22 protein-coding genes, 1 other RNA gene and 1 riboswitch are annotated in these 24,521 nt (G+C 62.7%); of the genes, 10 read left to right on the forward strand and 13 right to left on the reverse strand.

Annotated features, from left to right (window positions below; translation table 11 throughout):
- Nucleotides 1–46 precede the first annotated feature (46 nt).
- From ACNQOP_RS10980 to ACNQOP_RS10995, 4 genes are all read left to right on the forward strand, one after another.
- Entirely contained in the window at nucleotides 47–1,462 is a 1,416-nt protein-coding gene (locus ACNQOP_RS10980) for a M23 family metallopeptidase (protein WP_235520577.1), read from the forward strand.
- 65 nt (nucleotides 1,463–1,527) lie between these two features.
- Entirely contained in the window at nucleotides 1,528–1,998 is a 471-nt protein-coding gene (smpB, locus tag ACNQOP_RS10985) for an SsrA-binding protein SmpB (protein ID WP_235520576.1), read from the forward strand.
- 100 nt (nucleotides 1,999–2,098) lie between these two features.
- Nucleotides 2,099–2,467, forward strand: a transfer-messenger RNA (tmRNA) gene (ssrA, locus tag ACNQOP_RS10990).
- A 188-nt stretch (nucleotides 2,468–2,655) separates the two neighbouring features.
- Nucleotides 2,656–3,642, forward strand: a complete 987-nt coding sequence (locus ACNQOP_RS10995; protein ID WP_416404466.1) for a S1C family serine protease — start codon at nucleotides 2,656–2,658, stop codon at nucleotides 3,640–3,642.
- A 4-nt stretch (nucleotides 3,643–3,646) separates the two neighbouring features.
- Here the strand turns inward: ACNQOP_RS10995 and ACNQOP_RS11000 are convergent, their stop codons facing one another.
- Nucleotides 3,647–4,021, reverse strand: coding sequence for a hypothetical protein (locus ACNQOP_RS11000; protein ID WP_416404467.1), 375 nt, complete (start codon nucleotides 4,019–4,021; stop codon nucleotides 3,647–3,649).
- Between the two features lie 37 nt (nucleotides 4,022–4,058).
- On the opposite strand from ACNQOP_RS11000, the gene ACNQOP_RS11005 reads away from it, so the two are divergent.
- The gene (locus tag ACNQOP_RS11005; protein WP_416404468.1) at nucleotides 4,059–5,507 is read left to right on the forward strand and encodes an MFS transporter; all 1,449 of its coding nucleotides are present in this window, start codon (nucleotides 4,059–4,061) and stop codon (nucleotides 5,505–5,507) included.
- Nucleotides 5,508–5,524: 17 nt separating this feature from the next.
- Here the strand turns inward: ACNQOP_RS11005 and ACNQOP_RS11010 are convergent, their stop codons facing one another.
- The 7 genes from ACNQOP_RS11010 to ACNQOP_RS11040 all read right to left on the reverse strand — a co-directional run bounded on the left by ACNQOP_RS11010 (nucleotide 5,525) and on the right by ACNQOP_RS11040 (nucleotide 12,771).
- Complete coding sequence (locus ACNQOP_RS11010) at nucleotides 5,525–6,238, reverse strand: metal-dependent transcriptional regulator (protein WP_257369176.1); 714 nt, start codon at nucleotides 6,236–6,238, stop codon at nucleotides 5,525–5,527.
- Between the two features lie 9 nt (nucleotides 6,239–6,247).
- Nucleotides 6,248–7,036: a class I SAM-dependent methyltransferase gene (locus ACNQOP_RS11015; RefSeq protein WP_416404567.1), complete on the reverse strand. Its 789-nt coding sequence runs from the start codon at nucleotides 7,034–7,036 to the stop codon at nucleotides 6,248–6,250.
- A 120-nt stretch (nucleotides 7,037–7,156) separates the two neighbouring features.
- Nucleotides 7,157–8,563, reverse strand: a complete 1,407-nt coding sequence (locus tag ACNQOP_RS11020; RefSeq protein ID WP_257369175.1) for an aminotransferase class V-fold PLP-dependent enzyme — start codon at nucleotides 8,561–8,563, stop codon at nucleotides 7,157–7,159.
- Between the two features lie 33 nt (nucleotides 8,564–8,596).
- A riboswitch (SAM riboswitch) is annotated at nucleotides 8,597–8,710 on the reverse strand.
- Between the two features lie 183 nt (nucleotides 8,711–8,893).
- Nucleotides 8,894–9,706 carry a histidinol-phosphatase gene (gene hisN, locus ACNQOP_RS11025; protein ID WP_211711505.1) on the reverse strand — a complete coding sequence of 271 codons (813 nt, stop codon included), beginning with the start codon at nucleotides 9,704–9,706 and terminating at the stop codon, nucleotides 8,894–8,896.
- Between the two features lie 54 nt (nucleotides 9,707–9,760).
- Complete coding sequence (locus ACNQOP_RS11030; RefSeq protein ID WP_416404469.1) at nucleotides 9,761–10,876, reverse strand: ribosome small subunit-dependent GTPase A; 1,116 nt, start codon at nucleotides 10,874–10,876, stop codon at nucleotides 9,761–9,763.
- 2 nt (nucleotides 10,877–10,878) lie between these two features.
- The gene (gene aroA / locus ACNQOP_RS11035) at nucleotides 10,879–12,249 is read right to left on the reverse strand and encodes a 3-phosphoshikimate 1-carboxyvinyltransferase (RefSeq protein WP_416404470.1); all 1,371 of its coding nucleotides are present in this window, start codon (nucleotides 12,247–12,249) and stop codon (nucleotides 10,879–10,881) included.
- 6 nt (nucleotides 12,250–12,255) lie between these two features.
- Nucleotides 12,256–12,771, reverse strand: coding sequence for a DoxX family membrane protein (locus ACNQOP_RS11040; RefSeq protein WP_257369173.1), 516 nt, complete (start codon nucleotides 12,769–12,771; stop codon nucleotides 12,256–12,258).
- A gap of 180 nt (nucleotides 12,772–12,951) precedes the next feature.
- Between ACNQOP_RS11040 and ACNQOP_RS11045 the strand changes: the two genes are divergently transcribed.
- Together ACNQOP_RS11045 and rsrA are read left to right on the forward strand one after the other, a co-directional pair.
- Entirely contained in the window at nucleotides 12,952–13,755 is an 804-nt protein-coding gene (locus tag ACNQOP_RS11045; RefSeq protein ID WP_235520567.1) for a sigma-70 family RNA polymerase sigma factor, read from the forward strand.
- Complete coding sequence (gene rsrA, locus ACNQOP_RS11050) at nucleotides 13,752–14,012, forward strand: mycothiol system anti-sigma-R factor (RefSeq protein WP_235520566.1); 261 nt, start codon at nucleotides 13,752–13,754, stop codon at nucleotides 14,010–14,012. The genes ACNQOP_RS11045 and rsrA overlap by 4 nt, the downstream gene beginning before the upstream one ends.
- A gap of 95 nt (nucleotides 14,013–14,107) precedes the next feature.
- On the opposite strand, the gene ACNQOP_RS11055 is transcribed toward rsrA, so the two are convergent.
- The 5 genes from ACNQOP_RS11055 to ACNQOP_RS11075 form a co-directional block, all read right to left on the reverse strand.
- Nucleotides 14,108–14,182, reverse strand: coding sequence for a 50S ribosomal protein bL37 (locus ACNQOP_RS11055; protein ID WP_369299106.1), 75 nt, complete (start codon nucleotides 14,180–14,182; stop codon nucleotides 14,108–14,110).
- A 103-nt stretch (nucleotides 14,183–14,285) separates the two neighbouring features.
- Nucleotides 14,286–14,900: a PadR family transcriptional regulator gene (locus ACNQOP_RS11060; RefSeq protein ID WP_416404471.1), complete on the reverse strand. Its 615-nt coding sequence runs from the start codon at nucleotides 14,898–14,900 to the stop codon at nucleotides 14,286–14,288.
- Nucleotides 14,900–15,748 (reverse strand): DUF4097 family beta strand repeat-containing protein, encoded by an 849-nt coding sequence (locus ACNQOP_RS11065; RefSeq protein WP_257369171.1) that lies wholly within the window; start codon nucleotides 15,746–15,748, stop codon nucleotides 14,900–14,902. The genes ACNQOP_RS11060 and ACNQOP_RS11065 overlap by 1 nt, the downstream gene beginning before the upstream one ends.
- Nucleotides 15,749–15,857: 109 nt before the next feature.
- Nucleotides 15,858–16,457, reverse strand: a complete 600-nt coding sequence (locus ACNQOP_RS11070; RefSeq protein WP_014922202.1) for a GDSL-type esterase/lipase family protein — start codon at nucleotides 16,455–16,457, stop codon at nucleotides 15,858–15,860.
- 138 nt (nucleotides 16,458–16,595) lie between these two features.
- Nucleotides 16,596–20,390, reverse strand: coding sequence for a multifunctional oxoglutarate decarboxylase/oxoglutarate dehydrogenase thiamine pyrophosphate-binding subunit/dihydrolipoyllysine-residue succinyltransferase subunit (locus ACNQOP_RS11075; RefSeq protein WP_416404472.1), 3,795 nt, complete (start codon nucleotides 20,388–20,390; stop codon nucleotides 16,596–16,598).
- A gap of 483 nt (nucleotides 20,391–20,873) precedes the next feature.
- Here ACNQOP_RS11075 and ACNQOP_RS11080 point away from each other — a divergent pair, with 483 nt between their 5' ends.
- The 3 genes from ACNQOP_RS11080 (at nucleotide 20,874) to ACNQOP_RS11090 (ending at nucleotide 24,402) form a co-directional block, all read left to right on the forward strand.
- A complete protein-coding gene (locus tag ACNQOP_RS11080) occupies nucleotides 20,874–22,226 on the forward strand; it encodes a hemolysin family protein (protein WP_416404473.1) in 1,353 nt (450 codons plus the stop codon).
- On the forward strand, nucleotides 22,223–23,293 hold the full coding sequence (locus ACNQOP_RS11085; RefSeq protein ID WP_416404474.1) for a hemolysin family protein: 1,071 nt from the start codon (nucleotides 22,223–22,225) through the stop codon (nucleotides 23,291–23,293). The genes ACNQOP_RS11080 and ACNQOP_RS11085 overlap by 4 nt, the downstream gene beginning before the upstream one ends.
- A gap of 107 nt (nucleotides 23,294–23,400) precedes the next feature.
- Complete coding sequence (locus tag ACNQOP_RS11090; protein ID WP_416404475.1) at nucleotides 23,401–24,402, forward strand: metal ABC transporter solute-binding protein, Zn/Mn family; 1,002 nt, start codon at nucleotides 23,401–23,403, stop codon at nucleotides 24,400–24,402.
- Nucleotides 24,403–24,521: the final 119 nt, after the last annotated feature.

A 24,521-nucleotide genomic window follows, 5' to 3' on the forward strand; every position in this document is an offset into this window, starting at 1 on the left:
TCCCGTTTCACCGAACAACCGTGCTGACAAGCGAAAAGGACTCCTGATGACCACGTTGGACCCGACCTCCCTGCGTCGGCGCCTTGCGTCCGGCCACGTTCGGATTCTGGGTGCTGCCCTTGCCGTGGGTCTGGCTGTCAGCCTCCTTTCAGGTGCCCCAACCGCGCAGGCAGACAACCTGGATGACCAGCAGGCCGCCCTGGAAGCAGAGTCGGCCAGGGTGCAGGCCTCCCTGGAATTCGTGGATGCGAATATCGCGAAGGCCGCCGGTGACCTGGTGATCTACCAAGGCCGTCTTCCGGGAGCCCAGCAGGCGCTGCTTGAAGCTCAGGGCCGGGTTGCCGGCGCAGTCAAGGAAGTCGAAGCGTTGGCTGCCCGGGTGGAGCTTGCCCAGCAGAACAAAGCGAAGATTACCGAGCAGCTGGAAAGTGATAAGCAAAAGATCACTGACACCAAAAAGCTGATCGGGCAGATTGCGTCCCAGGCGTACAAATCGGGTGGCGTGCCTACCAACATCGCCCTCTTGTTCGGCTCCAGCGAAACAGGAAGCCTGACCGAGTCCATGGATTTGGCTGACCAGGCGATGCGAAGCCAAAACGCAGCGATGACCAAATTGACGCAGCAAAACGCCACGAACGTGAACTCACAGGCGCGGCTGGTTGCGGTCGAGGAAGAAATCCAGGACCTGAAGGCCAAGGCTGACGCCGCGCTGGAGCGGGAGAAAGCGGCCCGGGATGAGGCTGCGAGCAAGAAAGCCGAAGTCGACAAGCTGATCGAAGACACCACCCGCTTGAACGGACAATTGCAAGCGGCCAAACCCGGGATCGAAGCCAACCTCGCTCGGGTGAAGTCCGAACAGGACAGCGTTGCAGCTGAGATTGTGGAGCGGGACCGCAAATTGCGGGAAGCGTGGGAAGCGGAGCAACGGCGTATCGCTGCGGAAGCCGCTGCTGCTGCAGCCGCGGCTGCGGCAGCACAGGGTAGGCCGGCGCCCCCGGAGCAGCCTTATGTTCCGCCCGCTGCGGGATCACCTTCGGCATTCGGTTTGCGGCACCCGTTCGCCAGCGCTGTGCCCATCACATCGGGGTTCGGTTGGCGTGCAACGCCGCCGGGCACTATCGACTTCTACGGCACGGGTGGTTACATGCACACCGGCATCGACTTCGGTGCGGCTTGCGGTACCCCCGTCTACGCGGCCGCCGCGGGCCAGGTGTTCAACTCCGGCTGGAACTCAGCAGACGGAGGTGGCTGGCGGGTCAAGATTTCCCACGGCGTTGTCCAAGGCAACTCGCTGACCACCATCTACTATCACAACAGCAGCATTGTGGTTGCCAATGGTCAGCAGGTCTCGGCAGGGCAGCTCATTGCCTACTCGGGCAGCACAGGTAACTCCACTGGTTGCCATGCGCACTTCGAAACCTGGCTCAACGGCTCGGCAGTGGACCCCATGACCCTTCTCTAAGGTGCGGGGGCCCGCCGGGGCTGGCGTACACTAGTTGAAATCCGCATCTAACAAGGAGTTCTACCGTGCCCAAGGAAAGTGGCCGTAAGGTAGTGGCCACCAATCGGAAGGCCCGGCACAACTACCTCATTCTTGATACCTATGAGGCAGGCATTGCCCTCATGGGAACCGAGGTGAAGTCCCTCCGCGAGGGCCATGCGTCCATGGTGGATGGCTTCTGCACCTTCTACAACGACGAGCTGTGGATGGAGGGTATCCACATCCCTGAGTACAACCAGGGGAGTTGGACCAACCATGCCGCGCGCCGGCGTCGTAAGCTCTTGTTGCATCGCGAGGAACTGGACAAGATTTCGCAAAAGATCCGCGAGTCCGGCTTCACCGTCGTTCCGCTTCAGCTGTATTTCCTGGACGGGCGGGCCAAGGTCGAGATCGCCCTTGCCCGAGGTAAGAAGGATTACGACAAGCGGCAGACCCTCCGCGAGCAGCAGGATAAGCGTGAGTCCCTGCGTGAACTGCGTGAACGCAACCGACGTTAGCCGGCCAAGGCGCGTGTCCGGGAATGAAACTTCCGATTAATGCGCTATGCTAAGTAGTCCGGCGGAGCTTCCACAGTCCGACGGTTTGGTAACAAAATACGGGGATGATCGGTTTCGACGATGTTAGTCGCGACAGGTGAAGCGGGCCGAGGATGCAGAATTATCTCGTAAACGCTGTCTGCAAACCAATAAGTGCCGAATCTAAGCGCACTGACTTCGCTCTCGCTGCCTAAGCAGTAAGACAGTCCGTCAGCCCGGGGTTGCTATCGCCCCGGTTCCTGGCGTCATTTAGATAGCCACTGCTGTTTGCCTTCGTCATTGAGGTAAACGGGACTCTTAGATGACTGGGCCCGGATCAGCCGCCTGTTTGCAGGACGGCTGGGGCCGAGAAAATCCGACGCAAACTGCGCCCGGAGAAGCCCTGACAACACGACATCGGACGGGGGTTCAATTCCCCCCATCTCCACCCCGGAAAGCCCTCGGATCCTCGCGATCCGGGGGCTTTCTTCGTGCCGAAAACTACCTGCCCGTAAGCCTCGTTCACCCACGGCGTACCGTAAACCGGACTAGCCCCCGGACGCCGGTCGTTGTACTGGGTAAGCGCGAAGCCGGACGGGGCGTGCGGATCGCGGTCCGACGTTTGGCAGGAGGCAAGTGATGAGTACCGAGCCTGAGTTTGAACAACAACACCCGGACGAAGACGAGGCCCTGGACGCATATTCGCAGCTCGTCATCAGGGTGGCGGAGTCCGTAACACCACATGTTGCTGCCATTGAAATGACAAGCACAGGGCGCCGTGGCCAAGTGCGTGTGGGAAGCGGATCCGCCGTCGTGTTTACGGCCGACGGGTACCTGCTGACGAACGCCCACGTCGTGGCGGGCATTCAGTCCGGCCGGGCCGTTTTCGCGGACGGTAAGCACACCGACGTGGAGTTGGTGGGTGCCGATCCTCTGTCAGATCTTGCTGTGGTCCGTGGGTTGAGATCCACGCCGCCTCCGGCGCTGCTGGGTAACGCGGACTCTTTGCGTGTAGGGCAGTTGGTCATCGCCGTGGGGAACCCCCTCGGCCTGGCCGGGTCCGTGACTGCCGGCGTGGTCAGTGGCCTGGGTCGCTCCATCCCTGTCCGGGCAGGAGAACACCGGCGGGTGATTGAAGATGTCATCCAGACCGATGCTGCGCTGAATCCAGGAAATTCCGGTGGGGCTTTGGCTGATACGAGGGGCCGCATCGTCGGCATCAACACTGCTGTCGCCGGACTTGGGCTGGGGTTGGCTGTTCCCATCAACAGGACGACGCAGAGGATCATTGCCTCGTTGCTGCGGGATGGCCGGGTGCGTCGAGCCTACCTGGGCCTGGTCAGCACCCCGATACCCCTTGACGCCAGTGCCGTGGTGCGGACAGGCCAGAAGGAAGGCTTACGCGTCGTCGAGGTGATCGCGGGCTCACCTGCTGAGCGGTCCGGACTCCAGCCAGGTGATCTGGTGCTGCGTGCCCAGGGGAGGGCGGTGTCCAGCGCGGAAAGCCTCCAGAAGCTGCTCTTTGAGGAGGCGATCGGCGAACCGTTCCCGCTGACCGTGCTGCGGGAGGGCCGGACCTTCCAGCTTCTCGCAGTACCTTCGGAGATGAGCCAGCAGGCGGGTTAGCCGGTTAGGCCTGGTTCTCCGGAACGTCCACCACGCCGACGAAGCGGCTGCCAACGCCTTCGTATTCGCTGCGGACTTCGCCGAGGAACAGCTTGGGCAGCTCGGAGTTCCGGTGCGTGCCGCAATAGACGAACGAGAAGTCCGGCCACCATTTCTTGGGCCGGACAGCCTCAGAGTAGCTGCACACAGCGCATGTGAGGTGGACCCAGACGGGGCGCTTTCCGGTGCGGTTGGCACGGGACTGCACGAGCCAGACCGGGGGATTGTCCTGCATGTCGCGAAGCTCGGCCTCGCTAAGGCGGGACGGAATGCCGTGGCGTTGGGCCATTTCCATCGGAATATCCAGGGCCAGGGCGGCGTCACGTCTGCTAATCACCATTCAACGATACGGGACTCCTTCGGCGTAGGCTGTGCTCATGACTGACGCAGCCGTTGTGGAACCGAGCACCCCGCTCCAAAAACGCGTGCTGGTGGTGGCAATCGTGGCTTCGTTCATTGCGATCCTTGACGGTTTTGTGGTGAATCTCGCACTTCCGGCCATTGGGCGGGAACTGGGCGGTGGCCTGGTCATCCAGCAGTGGGTGGTGGATGCGTACTTGCTGACGTTGGGTGCCCTCATCCTGGTGGCCGGCTCATTGTCCGACCATTTTGGCAGGGCCAGGATCCTGGAATGGGGCCTGGCCGGGTTCGCGGTGACCTCGGTGATGTGCGGGCTTGCCTGGACCGGCGAAGTCCTTGTAGTCTCACGTGCCCTGCAGGGAATTGCCGGTGCGCTCCTGGTCCCGAGTTCGTTGGCCATGATCGTTACCTCGTTCTCCGGCCCTGCCCAGTCCAAAGCCATTGGCCAGTGGTCCGGGTGGACCAGCGCGGCTGCCATTGTGGCGCCGCTTATAGGCGGTGTCTCTGTGGATTTGCTTTCCTGGCGGGTCATTTTCTTCATCAACGTTGTCCCTGCAGCCCTGATCTGGCCTATGCTGTCGGGCTTGCGAGCAAGTGACGCCGCACGGGACAAGAGCAAGAAGATCGACTATCTCGGTGCGTTCCTGGCGATGGTCGGCCTGGGTGGTCCCGTATATGCCTTCATCGAGCAGGGCAGGATGGGCTGGGAGAGCCCGCTGGTGTGGGCACCGCTGGTGGTTGGGGCGGTAGCTTTGGCACTCTTCCTTGTCCACGAAGCGCGGACTGCCCAGCCGATGCTGCCGCTGCGGCTCTTCGCTATCCGCAATTTTGCGTGGGGCAACGTGGCTACCTTGGCTATTTACGGCGGGATTTCGCTGGGGTTCTTCGTCCTGGGCATCTACCTTCAGCAGGTGGGCGGTATGGGTGCGACATTGGCCGGCATTGCACTGCTTCCGGGTACCGTCATCCTGATGCTGTGTGCGTCGTACTTTGGCGGCCTTGCCGGCAAGTATGGCCCTCGTTGGTTCATGACGGCAGGTCCGTTGTTGTGCGGCGTGGGCTTCCTGATGTCATTGACGGTCCAGGAGCCCCTCAACTATTGGACGCAGGTGCTTCCCGGCCAGATTGTCTTTGGCGTGGGTTTGGCTACTCTGGTGGCTCCCCTAACGGCGGCGATACTGGGTGCAGTGCCCACGGAGGAGGCCGGTATAGGCTCGGCGGTCAATAACGCAGTGGCTCGCATTGCCGGCTTGATTACCATTGCCTTCGCCGGGGTGATCGTTGGACCGGTGTTCGCGCGGCAGGGCCTGGATAATGCCTTGCTGGTCACCGCGGCCCTTTTCGTCATCGGGGGCCTGGCGTCCGCCGTCGGGATCCGGAACCCGCCGCGCGAAGCGGCTGCCTCTGCCGGAAGCGTTACTGATACGGCGTCCGACGACGGCGGTCCCGCCAGCCAGCGCAGCTAGCCGGACGTGCGGCTGCTTCAGCGCCCCGGGAGCACGCACCCGGGGTGGACTCCTGCGCTTTGGACCCACAGGGCCGATGCGACTTCATCGGCCAGGTCAAACTCACGGCGATCCGGTCCGCTGCCGATCCTCACAACGAGTGCCCCACCGAACGGCTTGCGCCCCATAACTTCAACAGGCGCGTCCAGCGCGATGTCCTGGGCAGCCAGGTAACGGAGGAGATCGGGGTTTTCGTCGCTGATGCGGGTAATCTTCCCGGCATGGCCTTGGTCCAGTTCGATCATTTGGTACGCGTGCGGCAAGTCCACCATTCCATCTGCCGACGGAATGGGATCGCCGTGCGGATCACGGACGGGGTGCCCAAGCTTTGCTGACATGCGTTCGATGAAGGTGTCGGACACCGCATGCTCAAGCATCTCGGCTTCGTCGTGGACCTCGTCCCAGCTGTAGCCCAGTTCCTCCACAAGGTAGGTTTCGATGAGCCGGTGCCGACGCACCATGGACAAGGCCAGCCGCATGCCTTCAGCGGTCAGTCGAATGGCGCTGTAGGGCTGGTGGTCAACCAAGCCCTGGTCTTTGAGCTTGCGGACCATTTCCGAGACGGAGGAGTTGGCCACGCCCAGCCTTTGGGCGAGCTGGGAGGACGTGATCGGCTTGTCCTGCCACTCCGTATAGGAGTAGATGACCTTGACGTAGTCCTCGATCGAGGAGGAGGGCGTACTGGTCTTCACACATCAAGCCTACCGTGGCGGCGCACCCTGGACCTTGAGTGCACGCCACGTTTGCGTCACGTAGGGCACGGGGACTGTTTCGCCTGCCGCATGTCCAAGATGTTCGTGGAGGTACCACTGGAGGTTATCCATGACTTTCGCCCGGGTGGCCTCGCCGGCACGGAGGTAGTAACTGCGCGACTTCGCCAACTCCATGATGTCCTCCGGAGTCAGGGGATCCTCCCATGTGGTCAGGTGGCGTTCCAGGCCATGGAACTCCGGACCGATAACTGGCCGGAATCCCGGCTTGTGGACATCTCCTGCGTGCATGATCCGGGACAGCCTGTGGACCCAGGGAATGGACGTGTCCAGCTGGTTCCACACCAAGCCCATCGTTCCTCCGGGCCTGAGGATCCTGGCGATCTCCGTGCTGGCGGGGAGGGGGTCGCACCAGTGCCATGCCTGCGCAACGCTGACGACGTCGAATGCTGAGTCCGTCAGCCCTGTTGCCTCGGCTGTTCCCACCAGTGCGTTGACCTGCGGATAGCTTTTGCGCAGTTGTTCCAGCATGTCCGGTGAAGGATCGACGGCGGCAACCTCCAAGTCCCGCTGGAGGAGAAGCGACGTGAACTTGCCGGTGCCCGCCCCGATGTCGGCCGCTGTCCGGGCCCCTTGGGGCAGGATCCATTCCAGGGAGTCCATGGGGTATCCGGGGCGCACGCGGTCATAATGTTCCCCGCCGTCCTGGAAGCTTTGGCCCAGTTCGTGCCTGCGGGTGGCGTGGAGCTTGGGACCGCGTGGTCCTGCTGGTCCGGGAATGACCGCCGGATGACTCGCGGCTCCGGGGGACGGCGTGGACACGCGGAGCTCCTTCACAGGGTTGCCAAAAGGTACCCTACGAATTTACCGCAGCCGTGGAACCCTTTGGTGCGCGGATTCCTAGTCCACAGTGCAGGGCGCTGCGCCTGCCGTGCCCGGAGTATTGGGTGCCCATTCAGGGTAGCTGCGGTGGTCGTTCGCGGGTACCCAGCGGCCTTCGTCCACTACGTAGTCCCAGCCAAGTCCGTTGCGCTTGAGTTCCTCGATGCCTGCCAGCAACCTGGTGGCGTCCTCCAACCGGGAGCCAACGCCGAAGCTTGCCCGCAGCGAACCTGACGGCAGTCCCAGGCGCTTGAGCAGCGGGTGGGCGCAGAACCGGCCATCCCGAAGGCCGACACCGTGTTCCGCCGCGAGGTAGGCGGCGACCAAACCGGCGTCGAAGCCTTCCACGGAGAAGTTGACCACACCAATGGTGTCTACGGAATCGCTGAAGATCTTGTGGACAGAGACGCCCTCAATCGCTTCCAGGCCTTCAACAAGATAGGAACGTATGGCCGCTTCATGGTCATGCCATTCCTGCTCATCCAGGCCGGCCAACACCTGGGTGGCGCGGGCCAGGGTTGCCGCTCCCAGAACGTTGGGAGAACCGCCCTCATGGCGGGCCGGGCCGGTAGCCCAGCTGACCGAATCCAACCGGGCTTCACGGACGGCTCCGCCGCCAGCCAGGTGGGGGACGCCGGCGTCGAGCCAGTCAGGGCGCCCCACCACCACTCCAGCGCCGAACGGAGCGTAGAGCTTGTGGCCGGAGAAGACCAGGTAGTCGATGTCCGCTTCTGCGATGTTGATGCGGCGGTGGGGTGCAAGTTGGGCGGCGTCCACCACGATCCGTGCGCCGAACCCGTGGGCAAGGGAAGCCAGTTCGGCGATGGGGAGGATTTCACCGGTGACGTTCGAAGCGCCTGTGACCGCCAGCAGGCTCACGCCGCCTTGGGCGAGTTCATCGCGGAGTTTATCCAACGTTGCGGCCAGGGTTGGTGCTGCAACGACGCTTCGGTGGGGCACACCCTGCCAAGGCAGCAGGTTGGCGTGGTGTTCGATGTCCAGGTACAGGACCTCGCCAGCGACCTGGCCATCAACCACGGGGAGGCATCCGGCCAGCAAGTTCAGGGAGTCAGTGGTGTTGCGGGTGAAAATCACGGAGTCATCAGCCCGGCCGCCCACGAATTCACGCACGATGTTCCGGGAATTTTCGTAGACAGAGGTGCTGATCTGCGAAGCAAAACCCGCACCGCGGTGAACGCTGGCGTAGTAAGGCAAAACCTCGTTGAGGTGCGCCGAGACGATGGTCAGGGCAGGTGCCGATGCGCCGTAGTCGAGGTTGGCATAACGGACATGGCCGCCTTGGATCAGGGGCGCCTGCAACTCCGCGCCCGTGACAGCGGCCAGCGGACGTGCAGCAGCAACCGGCACTGCGCTTGCCTCAGCAAACGACGGAATGGTGTTGGCGTTGAACGTAACGGTGCTCATGGGACCTCACTTAAGAGGGACCCCCGCATGGGGGATCCGCGCTTGCCGTATCCGTTCCGGACCGGCCGGGTCGTCACCCGGGGCACCCCACCGCGAATGGAGGGTTGCCGGCCAGCAAACCGGGGTTTAGCGCTGGCACTCGTGACCTGTAAAAAAGGTTAGGGCATACCCATCAGCCACTCCAAAGCCGGTGGACATTGTTAAGCGCATTGTTACGTGGAACGAAAAAGTCGTCATTGGGCGAAGATAAAACGGCGGACGGCCCCAAAAGGGGTCATCCGCCGTCGAAAATTTCGTGATGGTTCGATGCGGGCCGTTCCGCAACCGGAGCTAGAGGAGGTCGTCCAGCCCAGGGTTGAGGCGCTTGAGGACCTCCGAATGCAATATCGAGTTGGTGGCCAACGCGTTACCGCCGAACGGTCCGTCTTCGCCCTCCAGTGACGTGAAGCGTCCGCCGGCTTCCGTGACGATGGGCACCAAGGCAGCCATGTCGTAGAGATTCAGCTCAGGTTCGCAGGCGATATCCACGGCGCCTTCGGCGACCAGGCAATAGGACCAGAAATCCCCGTAGGCGCGAGTACGCCAGATGTCCTCTGTGAGTCCCATGAATTCGTCGAGGTTGCCGCGTTCCTTCCAGCCGGAAAGGCTCGAGTACGACATCGACGCGTCCGCCAACCGGGAGACGTTGGAAACCTTCAGGCGTGTGGCGGAGGCGAGCGAACGGCCCATGTAAGCGCCCATGTCTTTGGCTGCCCACCACCGCTTGCCCAGAGCCGGGGCGCTCACTACGCCAACAACCGGTTCGCCTTCATCGACCAGCGCAATCAACGTTGCCCATACGGGAACACCGCGAACAAAATTCTTGGTGCCATCGATGGGATCGATGATCCAACGACGCGAGCCGTGTCCGCTGCTGCCGAATTCCTCGCCCAAGACGGCGTCGCGGGGGCGGGAACGGGACAGCTGGCCGCGAATCGCTTCCTCCGCGGCCTTATCCGCATCTGTGACGGGTGTGAGGTCCGGCTTGGTTTCGATCTGCAGGTCCAGCGCTTTGAAGCGATCCATGGTCTGGGCATCTACTGAGTCTGCGAGGACGTGGGCGAGACGCAAGTCATCGTTGTAGGTGGAAACGGGATGGGTCATGCCACCAAACTATCCTGAATCACTGGCCGCAGTGGGGACGTGAAGCCGCCACGATCAGTTGACCGTGCCCAATTCCTTGGCCTCTTTCGCTTCGAGCCGGGGATCAGCCCCAAGCAAGCGACGCAGTGAGGCAAGGCGGGCGACGCCTGACGGTCCGGCATGGCCTTCGTTGACCCACGCATCCAGTCCGCAATTGATGGCGGTTGCGTCGTGTTTGCAGCCGCGTTCGCAGCCATCCGTGCCGGGCTCCAAGTCGGGGAAGGAGCGCAGGATCCGGTCCGGGTCCACATGGGCCAAACCGAAGGAGCGGATGCCGGGAGTATCGATGATCCAGCTTCCCGTGGGGGCGTCATCGAGTTTAAGGGCGAGGGCCGACGAGGAGGTGTGCCTGCCGCGGCCCGTCACCGCGTTTACGCCGCCAGTGGCGCGTTCGGCTCCCGTCAGGGCGTTGACCATGGTGGACTTGCCCACACCGGAGTGGCCGAGCATGACAGTTACTTTTCCGCCGAGGTGGGAGCGGAGCTGCGCGACGGCATACCGGTCGAGGCGGGCGGACAGGCCGTCGTCGGAACGCGCGTCAATGCCGCCGGCCCCTGAATCGGCGGTCCGGCTGATGATTACGGGGAAGTCCAGGCTGAGGTAGTTCGCCAGCAGTTCCGCCGGGTCCTTGACGTCCGCCTTGGTGATGAGCAGCAGCGGCTCGATTCCGGCGTCATACGCGGCCACCAGGGCGCGGTCGATGAATCCGGTCCGGGGCTCGGGGTTCGCGGCCGCCACCACCACCACGAGTTGATCGGCATTGGCCACGACGACACGTTCGATCGGATCGGTGTCGTCAGCACTGCGGCGCAGGAGCGTCCTGCGCTCCTCCACCCGGACCAGGCGGGCGAGGGTATCCGGGTCTCCGGAGACATCTCCGACCAGGGCGACGAAGTCACCCGGGACCACGGGGTTACGCCGCAGTTCACGGGCCCGTGCTGCGATGACCAGGCGCTCGTTGTCGGTGTCTTCCCCGACAATTGCCCGGTACCGTCCCCGGTCTACGGTGATGATGCGCCCAATGACGGCGTCATCGTGGCTTGGGCGGTCCTTGGTCCTGGGGCGTGACCCTTTTTTGTTGGGACGGATACGGACATCGGACTCGTCCCAGGAGCGTGCGTCGCGGGCCATGGTCAGTTGCCGGCCTCTTCCGCGCCGGCAGTCCCGAGCATCCGAACCCACATGTCCGGGAACTCCGGCATGGTCTTGGATGTCGTGGCGATGTCTTCGACCTTGACCCCTTCGACAGCGAGGCCAAGGATGGCACCCGCTGTGGCCATGCGGTGGTCCGCGTAGCTGTGCACGATCCCGGAATGCAGGGCAGCCGGCCGGATAACCAAGCCGTCAGCCGTTTCCTCAGCGTCACCACCCAGCCTGTTGATCTCGGCCACCAGGGCCGCGAGCCGATCAGTTTCGTGGCCACGTAGGTGGGCAATGCCCGTGAGACGCGAAGGGCCGGCTGCAAGTGCGCAGAGCGCGGCAACGGTGGGTGCGAGTTCGCTTGTTTCGTCGAAGTCCGCGCCCTTGATCTCCTGACCACCGGTAACGGTCAGCGTCCCGTCCTGAAGGGTGACTTCCGCTCCCATCGCGGCGAGGATACTCCGCCACATGTCGCCCACCTGCGTGGTGCCGGATGGCCAGTTGGGGATGCGGACGGTTCCCTTGGTAGCCAGCGCAGCTGCCAGGAAGGGTCCGGCGTTGGAGAGGTCCTGCTCAATCCGTTGGTCAAAGGCGCTGATGGGACCGGGGGATACCCGCCAGTGGTTCGGCACCGAATCGTCCACCGAGACCCCGACGCTGCGGAGAGTCGCCACCGTCATCGAGATGTGGTCAAGGCTCGGAACGGGCTTGCCTACATGCTCCAGGTGCAGGCCCTCGGTGAAACGCGCACCCACCAGCAGCAAGGCAGAGACGAACTGCGACGAAGCGCTGGCATCGATCACCAGGTGCCCCCCGCGCACCTCCCCGGTGCCTTCCACCGTGAACGGAAGGGCCGACGGCGTCCTGCCGCCTTCAGCGGCGACAGGAACCCCGAGCGCCACCAAGGCCTCGATGATGGTGCCCATGGGTCGGTTGCGCGCATGCGGATCGCCGTCGAACACGGTAGCCCCGCGGCGCAACGCCGCGAGCGGCGGAACAAAGCGCATCACAGTTCCAGCCAGCCCGCAATCGATGGCGGTTTCTGCGCTTGTAGCCAGGGGATCCAGCGGCGTGATCAGGAGGTCGGGTCCGTAGTCGCCGTCGCCGGGTTCTTCAGTGACCGTGGCGCCGAGCTGCCGAAGGGCCTGGATCATGAGGGCAGAGTCGCGGGAATGCAGGGGAGCCCGCAGGCGTGACGGCCCATCTGCCAAAGCTGCAAGCACCAGGTACCGGTTGGTCAACGACTTCGAACCCGGGACCGTCACCGTCGCATCCACAGGGCCTTGGGCGTACGGGGCGGACCATAGCGGAAGCGAGGTTTCGGTAGCTGCTGGGTCGGTGTTGGCGGGGGTGGTGCCTGTCATGCTTCCTTATGCTCCAACTGCGTTGTCTACGGCCTTGCGAACTGCTTTGTCGGCGCGCTTGATCTGCTTGCCGGTGACCTTCCTGGCGTCGGCCGCGAGGTGCTCGGCCCGCCATGCGATGCTTGGCCGGCCCTCGGTGTCAACGGAAGCAAGCAGGACGCCTCCCGTGAGGGAAATGTTCTTGAGGAGCCGTGCCTTGCGGGCAATCCGGCCTTCCTTGGTGCTGATATCGGCTGAGCGCCACTCCACATAGGAGTTAAGGGCGGACGTCACAACCAGCACGGTTGCGGCGAAACGGGAGAGCTTGCCCAGGCCGAGCAATGTCCCGGCGCCCAGCTGGGCGCCGCCGATAACACGGGCAAGGGTCTTCTCGTCTGCCTTGAAGGGCAGGGACTCCGATGCGCGGCGCAGTACAGGCGAGAGTTGCTTCGCGGTGTCGTCCGCGTTCCGTAGCTTTTCCAGACCTGCGACGACGAAGCTGGACGCGAGCATGGGACGCGCGAGAAAACGGATAACAGACATGTCTTGCCTCCTGGATGGCTTGCCACACTATTGGATGAGTGTTGTGTTCACGGGGTGCAGTCTGCTCTAGTCTTGCACCTTTGCGGAATATTTACCCAGCGGCGGCCGTTGTGAACAACAGGTGCGGTGGAGACCGGACCGCGGCATGGTGTTGCCGCTTCGCTGAACGGAGTTGGTTTTTTGACTTTGGTTAAGGACCGGGCGGTCCTGTCAGAGCCGGGGTACGGTTCACAGCTGGTTTCACCCAAGCTGACAGTAGACTTGGCAACGATGAGCACCATTGAACCGGCCGCAGCGGCCATGTATGAAGCAGCCGAATCGTCCGCAGAGGGCACTGCGGAGGCGACGGCCGCCGTCGACGTCTCCTCTGAGACGTCCGAGCAGCGGCGTGCCCGATTCGAGCGCGACGCCATGCAGTATGTGGACCAGCTGTACTCGGCAGCGATGAGGATGGCGCGGAACCCTTCGGACGCGGAAGACCTGGTCCAGGAGGCCTACACCAAGGCCTTTTCCGCCTTCCACCAGTACAAGCCCGGGACCAACCTCAAGGCATGGTTGTACCGCATCCTGACCAACACCTATATCAATCTCTACCGAAAGCGTCAGCGGGAACCCCTGCAGTCCAATTCGGACACGATTGAGGATTGGCAGTTGGCCAAGGCCGAGTCCCACACCTCCGCAGGGCTGCGGTCCGCGGAAGCCGAGGCGTTGGACCATCTGCCGGACTCCGACGTCAAGAACGCGTTGCAGGCCATCCCGGAGGAATTCCGGTTGGCGGTCTACTTCGCGGACGTCGAGGGATATGCGTACAAGCAGATCTCAGAAATTATGAACACTCCCATCGGCACGGTGATGTCGCGGTTGCACCGCGGCAGGAAAATGCTGCGGGACATGCTGGCGGATTATGCCGCCGAACGGGGCTTCAGGGCCCATACCGAAGATCAGGCCGCGGCCGGAAGCAACAATCAGGAGAAAGAGAAATGAGCGACTGCCAGGGATTGGGCGATTGCGACGATACGCGAATGCAACGGATTTATGAGTATCTCGACGGTGCGTTGACCCGTGATGACCTCAGTGAAATCAAGCAGCACCTGGATACGTGCGGGGAATGCGCTGAGCAGTATGACCTCGAGTGCCTCATCCGCACCATGGTTAAGCGTTCGTGTACTGAGTCAGCACCGGAGAACCTCAAGAATTCCATTCTTGACAGGATTCACTCCATCAAGCCCGTGGACGCCTGATCCGTCCCGGCAAAAGGTATTAAGCGTCGAGGGCCCCGGAAACCGAATGGTTTCCGGGGCCCTCGCTTTTAGGCATGTGACACTAAGCCGCTGGCTTAGGTGTTGGGACGCTTGCCGTGGTTCGCGCCGCCGCGCTTACGGTCACGACGCTTACGTGCACGCTTGCTCATAGCTGGCCTCCTTCAAGGATTGATACTCAATAAAGCTGCCCTCCAGTTTCGCACACCCGGGTGCTGGGTCGCGAACCGGCGGGACCGGGAAGGGAAAAGGCGCTCAGTTTCGCAGCGAATTACGGATCGAAATGCGTGCTTGGTCCAGCACGGCACGGACAGTTTCCAGGGCCACAGGCGTCAAGGGATGCAAAGCGCCGTGCTGGCGCAATTCAACCCGGATGTCATCCCTGAACGACTGAACCATCAGCTCAGCTTCCTTCAGGATCCGCTGGCTCTCGGGTGTGTGGCCGCCGGTGTGGCTTCGGAACGGGGCCGACGAAGCGCTGCTGCGTGCGGCCTCCGCGGTTGCCGCGAGGTCCGCCCGCAGGCCGCGCATGTTGGTCCTGATGTCCTCCCGCAGGCTGTCGGCCAGCCGCCTGACCGAGGCAGAGATGGTGTTTTCCACATCGGCCAGTTCCGCTCTTCGGCCGTCCAGCTCGGCGCGGCCGGCGTCGGTGATGACGTACTTGGTGCGCCTGCCCTCGGTTTCGGTGGCAACAAGTCCCTCTTCTTCCAGCTTGCCCAGGCGGGGGTAGATGGTGCCGGCGCTGGGGGAGTAGGTACCGCCAAAACGGTCGCCCAAAGCCTTGATCAGCTCATAGCCGTGTTTCGGGCCTGCCTCGAGCAAGGCAAGCAGGTAGAGGCGCAGGGCCCCGTGGGCGAAGACCGGGGGCATCAGAGGCCCGCTTCCCCGCCGGCGGGGTTCTCGTGGTCGGTTGTGGGCGCTGAGGCATGCATGATGTACGTCTTGCCGGACACCGTGTTGGTGCGGACCAGCATCAGCCGCTCGTCGGGTCCTACGATGGTGTGCACGTTGTTTCCTGGCTGGGCGTACAGCTGATCGTCGATCACCACCGATCCGCTGGCGGACTTCGCCACGATGTCCAGGCCGACGTCATGGGGCAGCCGGATGGTCAGGTCACCGGAAACGGAGTTGGCTCCGAGATCGTTCGTGTAGCCCTGGAGGTCGAAGCTGAGGTCGCCGCTGACCGTGTTGGCCCGGACGTTCTTGAACGTGCCGGACGCGGTAACTTCGCCGGAGACGCTTTTGGCGGTCAGGACGCCGTCGTGGTTTCTGGCGATGACCTCGCCGCTCACCGTGTTGACATGGAGTTCGCCGCTGGTTCCGTCCGCCATGACGGAGCCGGAGACGGTGTTCAGCCGCGTGCGGCCGCCGGTGCCGGACACCATGCCGTCCCCGCTCACCGTTCCGGCTTCGACGTCGACGCCATGGGGGAGGGCGATTCCCACTACCACGGAGTTGGTGCTGGTGTTGTTGACCGTGCCCATCAGGTTGCGGAACCAGCCCTGCGGACCCTGTAATTGATGGCGGACTTCCAGGCGGCCATCCACGAGGGTGACAGTCAGCGGGTCCCCGGTGATTTCACTGATTTCGATCCGGACAAAGGCCTCGTCGTGGGTCATCACGTCGAAGCGGCCCTTGACGATTCCCAGCTTCAGCGATCGAACCTGGTCCACTTCGATGGTTTGCGGACCGGTGACGGTCCATAGCTCCTCAGACATGTCCCCTCCAGATTGCGATATATCGCGTTGAATAAATTCACGATATATCGCGAATTGGAGGGGCGCAATGGTTATCGCTGATCTGAGGGCCGGCAAGGCCGCCTCTCAACTACTCCGGCTGTGCGATGTTCAACCACTGGAACCAACCGCGGTGCAGGACGAGCCATGCGATCAAGCCGTAACCGGCCTGCCCGGGGGTTCCTCCATTGGCGGCCAGGTCAGTCCTCCACTGCTCGTGGTTGAGCAAGGGCGAGAACGTGTCCACGTAGTGGTGGTTCCGTCGGGTGGTGACATCGGCAAACGCTGTGTTGAGTTCGGCGAGCCGCTTGTTCCGTGCCGGGTCAAGTGTGGGCGGCGGGCCGACCACAAATACCTCAACGCTGCTGTGCGAGGCGCCATCCAGGATGTTGGCAAGGTTCAACCTGCTCCGTGCCGTGGACAAGCCAAACTCAAGGTCGCGCCCGGACAGGCCGATGACCAGGCGGTTCTCGTGCGTGTCGCTGAAACGCCTGCCCGCTTCATCCTGCCAACGGGCGGCGAGCCCCTCAGTACCCTCCATGGGACAGGGCAGCGGGAAACTCTCCACTACGACGGAGTCCTGGGGTGTACGGGCCAGCACTCGTCCGAGCCAACCCAATGCGCGGGGATCCCCCAGGCCCGCCAGCAGTTCATCTCCTACAGCTGCGATGCGCAGCTTCCTGTCTTCCACGGTTACCTCTTCACACTCGTTACGGTCCTTGCACGGTCCAGGCTCAACAGCCGGTTCGGGAACCGGTACCTGTCCCATTAAACAGAACTGCCCGGCCTGAGGCGCGCTTATCGCTCCTCGGGCCGGGCAGTTTCGGTTTTACTTGCGTTCGAACGCCTGCTTGATCAGGGCATCCTGCTCAGCAGCGTGGCGCTTCATGGAACCTGCAGCCGTGGACGCAGAGGCCGGACGCGACACCAGGCGGAGCTTACGATCGAGCTCCGGTGCCAGGTTCAAGCCCATGAACGGCCAAGGACCCTGGTTGGCAGGTTCGTCCTGCGCCCAGACGACGTCAGCGTTCGGGTACTTGGCGAGCTCCGCTTCGATCTCAGCCTTGGGCAGCGGGTACAGCTGCTCGACGCGGATGATCGCTGTGGAGGTATCGCCGGACTTCTGCCGGTTGGACAGGAGGTCGTAGTACAAACGGCCCGAAACCAGGATGACGCGGTCAACGTTCGCTGGCTGCATCTCTGGATCGCTGATAACCGGCCTGAAGCCGCCGTTCGTGAAGTCCTCGACGGCGGAAGCGGCGCCCTTGAGGCGCAGGAGCTGCTTGGGCGTGAAGATGATCAACGGCTTGCGCGGACGGCTGTAAGCCTGGCGGCGGAGCAGGTGGAAGTGCGAAGCGGCCGTGGTGGGGTTCGCCACGATCATGTTGTCTTCGGCGCACATCTGCAGGAAGCGCTCAATGCGTGCCGAGGAGTGGTCCGGACCTTGGCCTTCGTAGCCGTGCGGCAGCATGAGTACCAACGAGGAACGCTGGCCCCACTTCTGCTCAGCCGAGGAGATGAATTCGTCAATGATGGTCTGCGCACCGTTGACGAAGTCACCGAACTGGGCTTCCCACAGGACCAGGGCGTCGGGACGCTCTACCGAGTAGCCGTATTCGAAGCCCATTGCGGCGTATTCGGACAACAGGGAATCGTAGATCCACAGCTTGGCCTGGTCATCCGAAAGGTTACCCAGCGGGAGCCATTCGTTGCCATTGGCGCGGTCGTGGAATACGGCGTGGCGCTGGACGAACGTACCGCGGCGGGAGTCCTGGCCTGCCAAACGAACAGGCACGCCCTCCATGATCAATGAGCCGAAAGCTGCGATCTCGCCGAAGCCCCAGTCGATGCCGCCTTCACGGGACATCTGTTCACGCTTCTCCAACAGCTGCTTGAGCTTGGAGTGGACGGTGAAGCCTTCCGGAATTTCCAGGTGGGCCTTGCCGATGCGGGCAAGGGTCTCAGCGGAAATTGCCGTGGATGCAGGGGAGTTGGTCCCGAAATCGGCCTGCTGTGCGATCGGCCGCTCGATGTCCGAGACAGCTGCGGAGTCCGCAGTGATGATCGGAATCGGCGACGTCTGGGCAGCGTGGGTTTCAGCGAAGACGCGCTCGAGGCGTTCCTGGTAGTCGCGGAGCAGTTGCTCTGCTTCTTCCTCGGTGATGTCGCCACGGCCGATCAGCGACTCGGTGTACAGCTTGCGGACGGAGCGCTTGGCTTCGATCAGGTTGTACATGAGCGGCTGGGTCATCGAGGGGTCGTCGCCCTCGTTGTGGCCGCGACGGCGGTAGCAGACCATGTCGATGACGACATCCTTGTGGAAACGCTGACGGAACTCGTAGGCGAGCTGCGCCACGCGGACCACGGCCTCGGGATCGTCGCCGTTCACGTGGAAGACCGGAGCCTGGATCATCTTGGCGACATCCGTGGAGTACGTGGACGAACGCGAGGAGGACGGGGCCGTGGTGAAGCCGACCTGGTTGTTGACGATCACGTGGATTGTGCCACCGGTGCGGTAGCCGCGAAGCTGCGAGAGGTTGAGGGTTTCAGCCACAACGCCCTGGCCTGCGAAAGCTGCGTCACCGTGGACCATGATGGGCAGGACGGGGAAGGACTCACCCTGGTCCAGGCGGTCCTGCTTGGCGCGGACGATGCCTTCGAGGACGGAGTCCACTGCCTCGAGGTGCGACGGGTTCGCGGCGAGGTAGACCTTGGTCTGCTTGCCGTTGTCCGAGGTGAAGGTACCTTCGGTGCCGAGGTGGTACTTGACGTCACCGGAGCCCTGGACCGAGCGTGGGTCCTGGGTACCTTCGAATTCGCGGAAGACCTGGGCGTAGGTCTTGCCTGCAATGTTGGTCAGCACGTTGAGGCGGCCACGGTGGGCCATGCCGATGGCAACCTCATCCAGGCCGTCGTCGGCTGCATCTGAGATGACGGCGTCGAGCAGCGGAATCAGCGACTCGCCACCCTCCAGGGAGAAGCGCTTCTGGCCGACGAACTTGGTCTGCAGGAAGGTCTCGAAAGCCTCTGCCGCGTTGAGCTTGGAGACAATGCGGAGCTGCTCTTCACGGCTCGGCTTGGAGTACGGGTGCTCGAGCTGGTCCTGGAACCACTTGCGTTCTGCAGGTTCCTGGATGTGCATGTACTCGATACCGGTGGTGCGGCAGTAGGCATCGCGCAGTACGCCAAGGATGTCACGGAACTTCAGCATCGGCTTGCCGCCAAAACCACCCGTGGGCCATTCACGGTCAAGGTCCCAGAGCGTCAGGCCGTAGGTCAGGACATCGAGGTCCGGGTGCTTGCGTTGGACGTACTCCAGGGGGTCGGTGTCGGCCATGAGGTGGCCGCGCACGCGGTAGGAGTGGATCAGCTGCTGGATGCGGGCGACCTTGTTGATCTCGTCGGCCGGATCAACCTGCAGGTCCGGGCTCCAGCGCACGGGCTCGTACGGGATGCGCAGGGCTTCGAAGATCTCGTCGTAGAAGTTCTGCGCGCCGAGGAGGAGCTGGTGGACCAGCTTGAGGAACTCGCCACTGCCTGCGCCCTGGATCACTCGGTGATCGTAGGTGGAGGTCAGCGTCAGGATCTTGCTGATGGCGTTCTGGGCGATGATCTTCTCGCTGGCACCCTGGAACTCCGCCGGATAGTCGAGGGCACCGACGCCGATGATGGCAGCCTGGCCCTTGGAAAGGCGCGGCACGGAGTGGACAGTGCCGATGCCGCCGGGGTTGGTCAGCGAAACCGTGGTGCCTGCGTGGTCATCAGCCGTGAGCTTGCCGTTGCGGGCGCGCTTGATCAGGTCCTCGTAGGTGTGCCAGAACTCAGCGAAGTCCATGGTCTCGGCCTTCTTGATGTTCGGAACCATCAGGAGGCGCGTGCCATCGGGCTTGGGCATGTCAATGGCAATGCCGAAGTTGACGTGCGCGGGCTGCACGGCGCTCGGCTTGCCGTCGATCTCGTCGTAGTAGACGTTCATCGAGGGGAACTGGGAAAGCGCACGGACAACGGCGTACCCGATGAGGTGCGTGAAGGACACCTTGCCGCCACGTGCGCGGGCAAGGTTGGAGTTGATCACCACGCGGTTGTCGATCAGCAGCTTGGCGGGTACTGCCCGGACGCTGGTGGCTGTGGGTACTTCCAGGCTGGTGACCATGTTGGTGGCGATGGCCTTGGCCGGGCCACGCAGGACGGAGACGACGTCTTCTTCCGGCGCGGTGGGTGCCTTGGTGCTCTTGGGCAGCTGGGCCGGAATGGGCTGCGTTGCGTTGCCGCCGGCGGGCTTCTTTGCTCCGTCCCGGGCGACCGTCGCCGGTTCTTTCTTGGCCGGAGCCGGTGCTGCCGGGGCAGCGTCCGTGGCAGCTGCGGGAGCGGCCGGCGCCGGTGCCGGGGCCGCTGCGGCCGGAGCCACTACGGGAAGTACTTGGGTTGGGGGATTGGCAGCTGCTGGAGCTGCGGAGGTTCCGTTGGAAGAAGTGCCGTCAGCGGAGGCAAAGGATTCGAAGAGTGGCCACCACTTGGCGTCGACCGAATTCTTGTCCTGTTGGTACCGCTCGTACAGTTCGTCAACGAGCCACTCGTTTCCGCCAAATTCCTCTGGTAGACGGTGGCTGGGCTGCTCTGGCACTTGAAATACGCCTCTTCCATGAGTGTTGTTTTCCCGCTGGCCAAAGTTGCTTTTCCGCAACGATGGGACAGGGTCCGGGTCCCGCGAACTCAGACCCCTGACAGTCTAGTTAGGATCGTTGGTTAACTGCCAATAGTGGTGACCTAAATCATGTTCGGGCTGACTTAGTGGGCCACAGCGCTTATCAATCTGCGGTAACCCGAGTGTGGGAGCCCTGCCGGCGGACTGTAGACTGAAAGTCTTATGGACAGTAAATCTAGGTGCCGGCCTGGGAACTGTCGGGGGGGCCAAACTGGCAACTCCGCACAGCGTGCCCGTCGAGCCGGCAACACCCGTTCACATGCCCATCACGCGCCGGCGTTTTCTGCCGGTGGTGCCGCAGACCATGCGTCCGCGGCGCCCGACCAGCCTCCGCCGGGGCGAATTCCCTGGCCGATGGCGTTATCCCCAATGCACGCACCCACCCTTGGGGTGAAGCGCTAAGTGGAATGGATTCTTCTCTTTGCCGGCTTTGCACTGATTCTTGGCACCGGCTTTTTCGTAGCAGTTGAGTTTTCCTTGGTGGCCCTGGACCAATCCAGTGTCCAGCGTGCGGTCGACAACGGAGACCAAGCAGCAGCCCCCTTGTTGAAATGCCTCAAATCGCTCTCAACGCAGCTCTCCAGCTGCCAACTCGGCATCACGCTGACTACGCTGCTGACCGGTTTCGTGATGGAGCCCTCCGTTGGTCAGTTGCTGTTGGGTCCTTTGGGCTTGTTGGGCCTTCCCTCCGAGGTGGTGCATTCGGTGGCGTTGATCGTTGCGATGGTCTTCGCGACGCTCCTGTCCATGCTGATCGGCGAGTTGGTTCCCAAGAACATGGCCATCGCCCTCGCTTTTCCGTTGGGCAAGCGGCTCGCCCGTCCGCAGTTGATGTTCACTGCAGTGTTCAAACCGGCGATTGTGGTGCTCAATGGTTTCTCGAACAAGGTGCTGAACCTTTTCGGCCTCGAGGCCAAGGAAGAGATCTCGGGGGCACGGACTCCCGCGGAACTCGCTTCGTTGGTCCGGCGCTCCGCTGAACTCGGGACGCTGGATGCCGGCACGGCCAACTTCGTGGCGAGAACCCTGAACTTCTCCGGACGCACGGCGGCGGACGTCATGACGCCGCGAATCCGGATGGAAACAATCGACGCCGACCAGTCGGTGGCCGATATCCTCGACGCCGCCCGTCGAACCGGCTACTCGCGGTTCCCCGTCATCGGCGATTCCACGGATGATATCCGCGGGGTGGTCCATGTCAAGAAAGCTGTGGCCGTACCGGCTGAGCGCCGTTCGAAGCTCCAGGCCGGTGCGATCATGACCGACGTCCTCCAGGTTCCGGAGACCATCCACTTGGATGCGCTCCTGTCCGAACTGCGTGAAGGGAATCTGCAGCTGGCAGTTGTCCTGGACGAATACGGTGGCACGGCCGGCATCGCCACCCTCGAGGACCTCGTGGAAGAGATCGTAGGCGAAGTGGCGGACGAGCACGACAAGGTCCGCCCCGGCGTTCTGCAGAGCGCATCCGGGGACTGGTACTTCCCCGGCCTTCTGCGGCCAGACGAAGTAACAGAGCAAATCCCCAACCTGGTAGTCCCTGACGAATCTGCCTACGAAACCGTGGGCGGGTACGTCATGAGCCAGCTGGGACGCATCGCGAAGACGGGCGACGTCGTGGACGCGGTCGGCGGCACGCTGACCGTGACCAGGATGGATGGCCGGAGAATCGACAGGATCTGCTTCCATCACGTGGAGCCGGATGAATCGTCACCCGAAGACGCTGAAAGCGCCCATCACGAAGCAGGTGCCCTATGAGCGACTGGGTAGGAATCGTCTGGCTGGTCGTGCTCCTGATCGGAAACGCGTTCTTCGTGGGTGCGGAATTCGCGGTCATGTCGGCACGGCGCAGCCAGATAGAACCACTGGCTGAGGCGGGCTCCAAACGTGCGCAGACAACATTGCGTGCCATGGAAAACGTCTCGCTCATGCTGGCTTGCGCCCAATTGGGCATCACCGTTTGCTCGCTCCTGATTCTCCAGGTGGCCGAGCCCGCTATCCACCATTTGCTCGCTGAACCCCTCGAGCTGGTAGGTGTTCCGGTTGAGTTGGCGGACATCATCGCCTTCGCGATCGCCTTGCTGTTCGTAACGTTCCTGCACGTCACCTTTGGCGAAATGGTTCCGAAGAACATCTCGGTGTCCGTGGCCGACAAGGCGGCGCTGCTGTTGGCTCCGCCGCTGATGTTCATTGCCCGCATGGTCAATCCAGTCATTTGGACCCTCAATTGGCTGGCCAATCACATCCTGCGGTTGATGAAAATCGAGCCCAAGGATGAGGTGTCTTCCTCCTTCACCCTGGAAGAGGTCCAATCGATCGTCCAGGAGTCCACGCGCCACGGATTGGTGGACGATGACGCGGGCCTGTTGAGTGGAGCCCTGGAGTTCTCCGAACACACGGCGTCCCACATCATGGTTCCGCTGGACAAGCTCATGGTGCTCAAGACGGCTTCCACCCCCGTGGACCTTGAAAAGGCCGTCAGCCGGACGGGTTTCTCACGTTTCCCGATGGTGGACGACGACGGCGAACTCGCCGGCTACCTCCACGTGAAGGACATCCTGTCCATCCCGGAGGAAGGCCGGAAGCACCCTATTGCCGAGGGGCGCATCCGTTCGTTGGCAAACCTTGCACCGGATGACGAAATTGAGCAGGCCATGTCGGTCATGCAGCGCACTGGATCACATTTGGCGCGAGTCGTTGGTGCCGGTGGCGACACCCAGGGCGTGCTCTTCCTCGAGGATGTCATTGAGCAGTTGGTGGGGGAGATCCGGGACGCCACCCAGGCGACGGGGATCCGCCGTTATGGTGGCCAGCAAGCCCCATAAGGCACAGTAAGCCAGTTCTGGCGTCGGTCGTTTCGATCGACGCCAGAACTGTCTAAATAGGAATCATTCCTATTTAGAGCTACACTGAATCCCGTCAGTAATTGTGTTTGATTCTCATTTTGAGTAGATCCGAGGTCTTCGTGCGTCTTTCCGCCGCCCGCCTGTCCCTGGCCGCCTCTGCAGGCCTTGCCGCGCTCCTGCTGTCCTCCTGTGCTGGCCCGGCCGGGGCGGGCAACCAGTCCCAGTCAGGTGCCATCGAGGTAGTTACCTCGACGAACGTTTACGGCGACATCGTCAAGGCCGTCGGCGGGGACAAGGTGGACGTCAAGGCGATCATCACCAAGACCAGTCAGGACCCGCACTCCTATGAGGCCAGCGCCCAGGACAAGCTGGTCATTTCCAAAGCCAAGCTCGTGGTGGAGAACGGCGGCGGGTACGACGAGTTCCTGCACAAAATCGCGGACGAGACCAAGATCGGCCACGAGAACATGATCAGTGCCGTCGAGGTTTCGGGGCTCGCTCCCGAGGAGGAATCCCACAGCGCAGACGCCCACAGCGACGAGCCCCACGCACACGACCACGGCAGCTTCAATGAGCACGTCTGGTACAGCCTGGACACCATGGGCAAGCTCGCTGATGCGGTGGCGGCCAAGCTCGGCAGCCTCGACGCCGGGTCCGCTTCGACCTTCACCGGTAACGCGGATGCCTTCAAAGCGAAACTCAATGGGCTGACCACCACGTTGAATAACGTCAAGGCCGCCAACGAACACCAGCCCGTGGCCATTACAGAGCCGGTTCCCCTGTACCTCCTTGAAGCGGCCGGCCTGGAGAACAAGACACCCGAGGCTTACAGCGCTGCCGTCGAAGAGGGGACCGACGTGCCGGCATCGGTACTGAAAGAGACCACCGACCTCCTCGGTTCCAAGTCGGTGCGCTTCCTTGCCTACAACGAGCAGACCGAGGGCCCGCAGACCGAAGCGGTCAAGCGCGCGGCAGAAGCCTCCGGCGTGCCGGTACTGAACTTCACTGAGACGCTGCCCGAGGGGAAAGACTACGTCCAGTGGATGGCCGACAACGTGGAGTCCATCGCCTCGGCCTTGAAGAAGTAGCTTTACCCAAGGCCCTGACTGGGGTGAAGGGTCCCGTTGGCGTCCTAAGATGTTCAGGATGGCTACGGGGCCTTTACTGCCCCCTGCACAACAGCACCAGAACTATTGCGTTCCCAGCA

It is taken from the genome of Arthrobacter sp. LFS091 (genome assembly GCF_047977885.1).
In the GTDB taxonomy this organism is placed as follows: domain Bacteria; phylum Actinomycetota; class Actinomycetes; order Actinomycetales; family Micrococcaceae; genus Arthrobacter.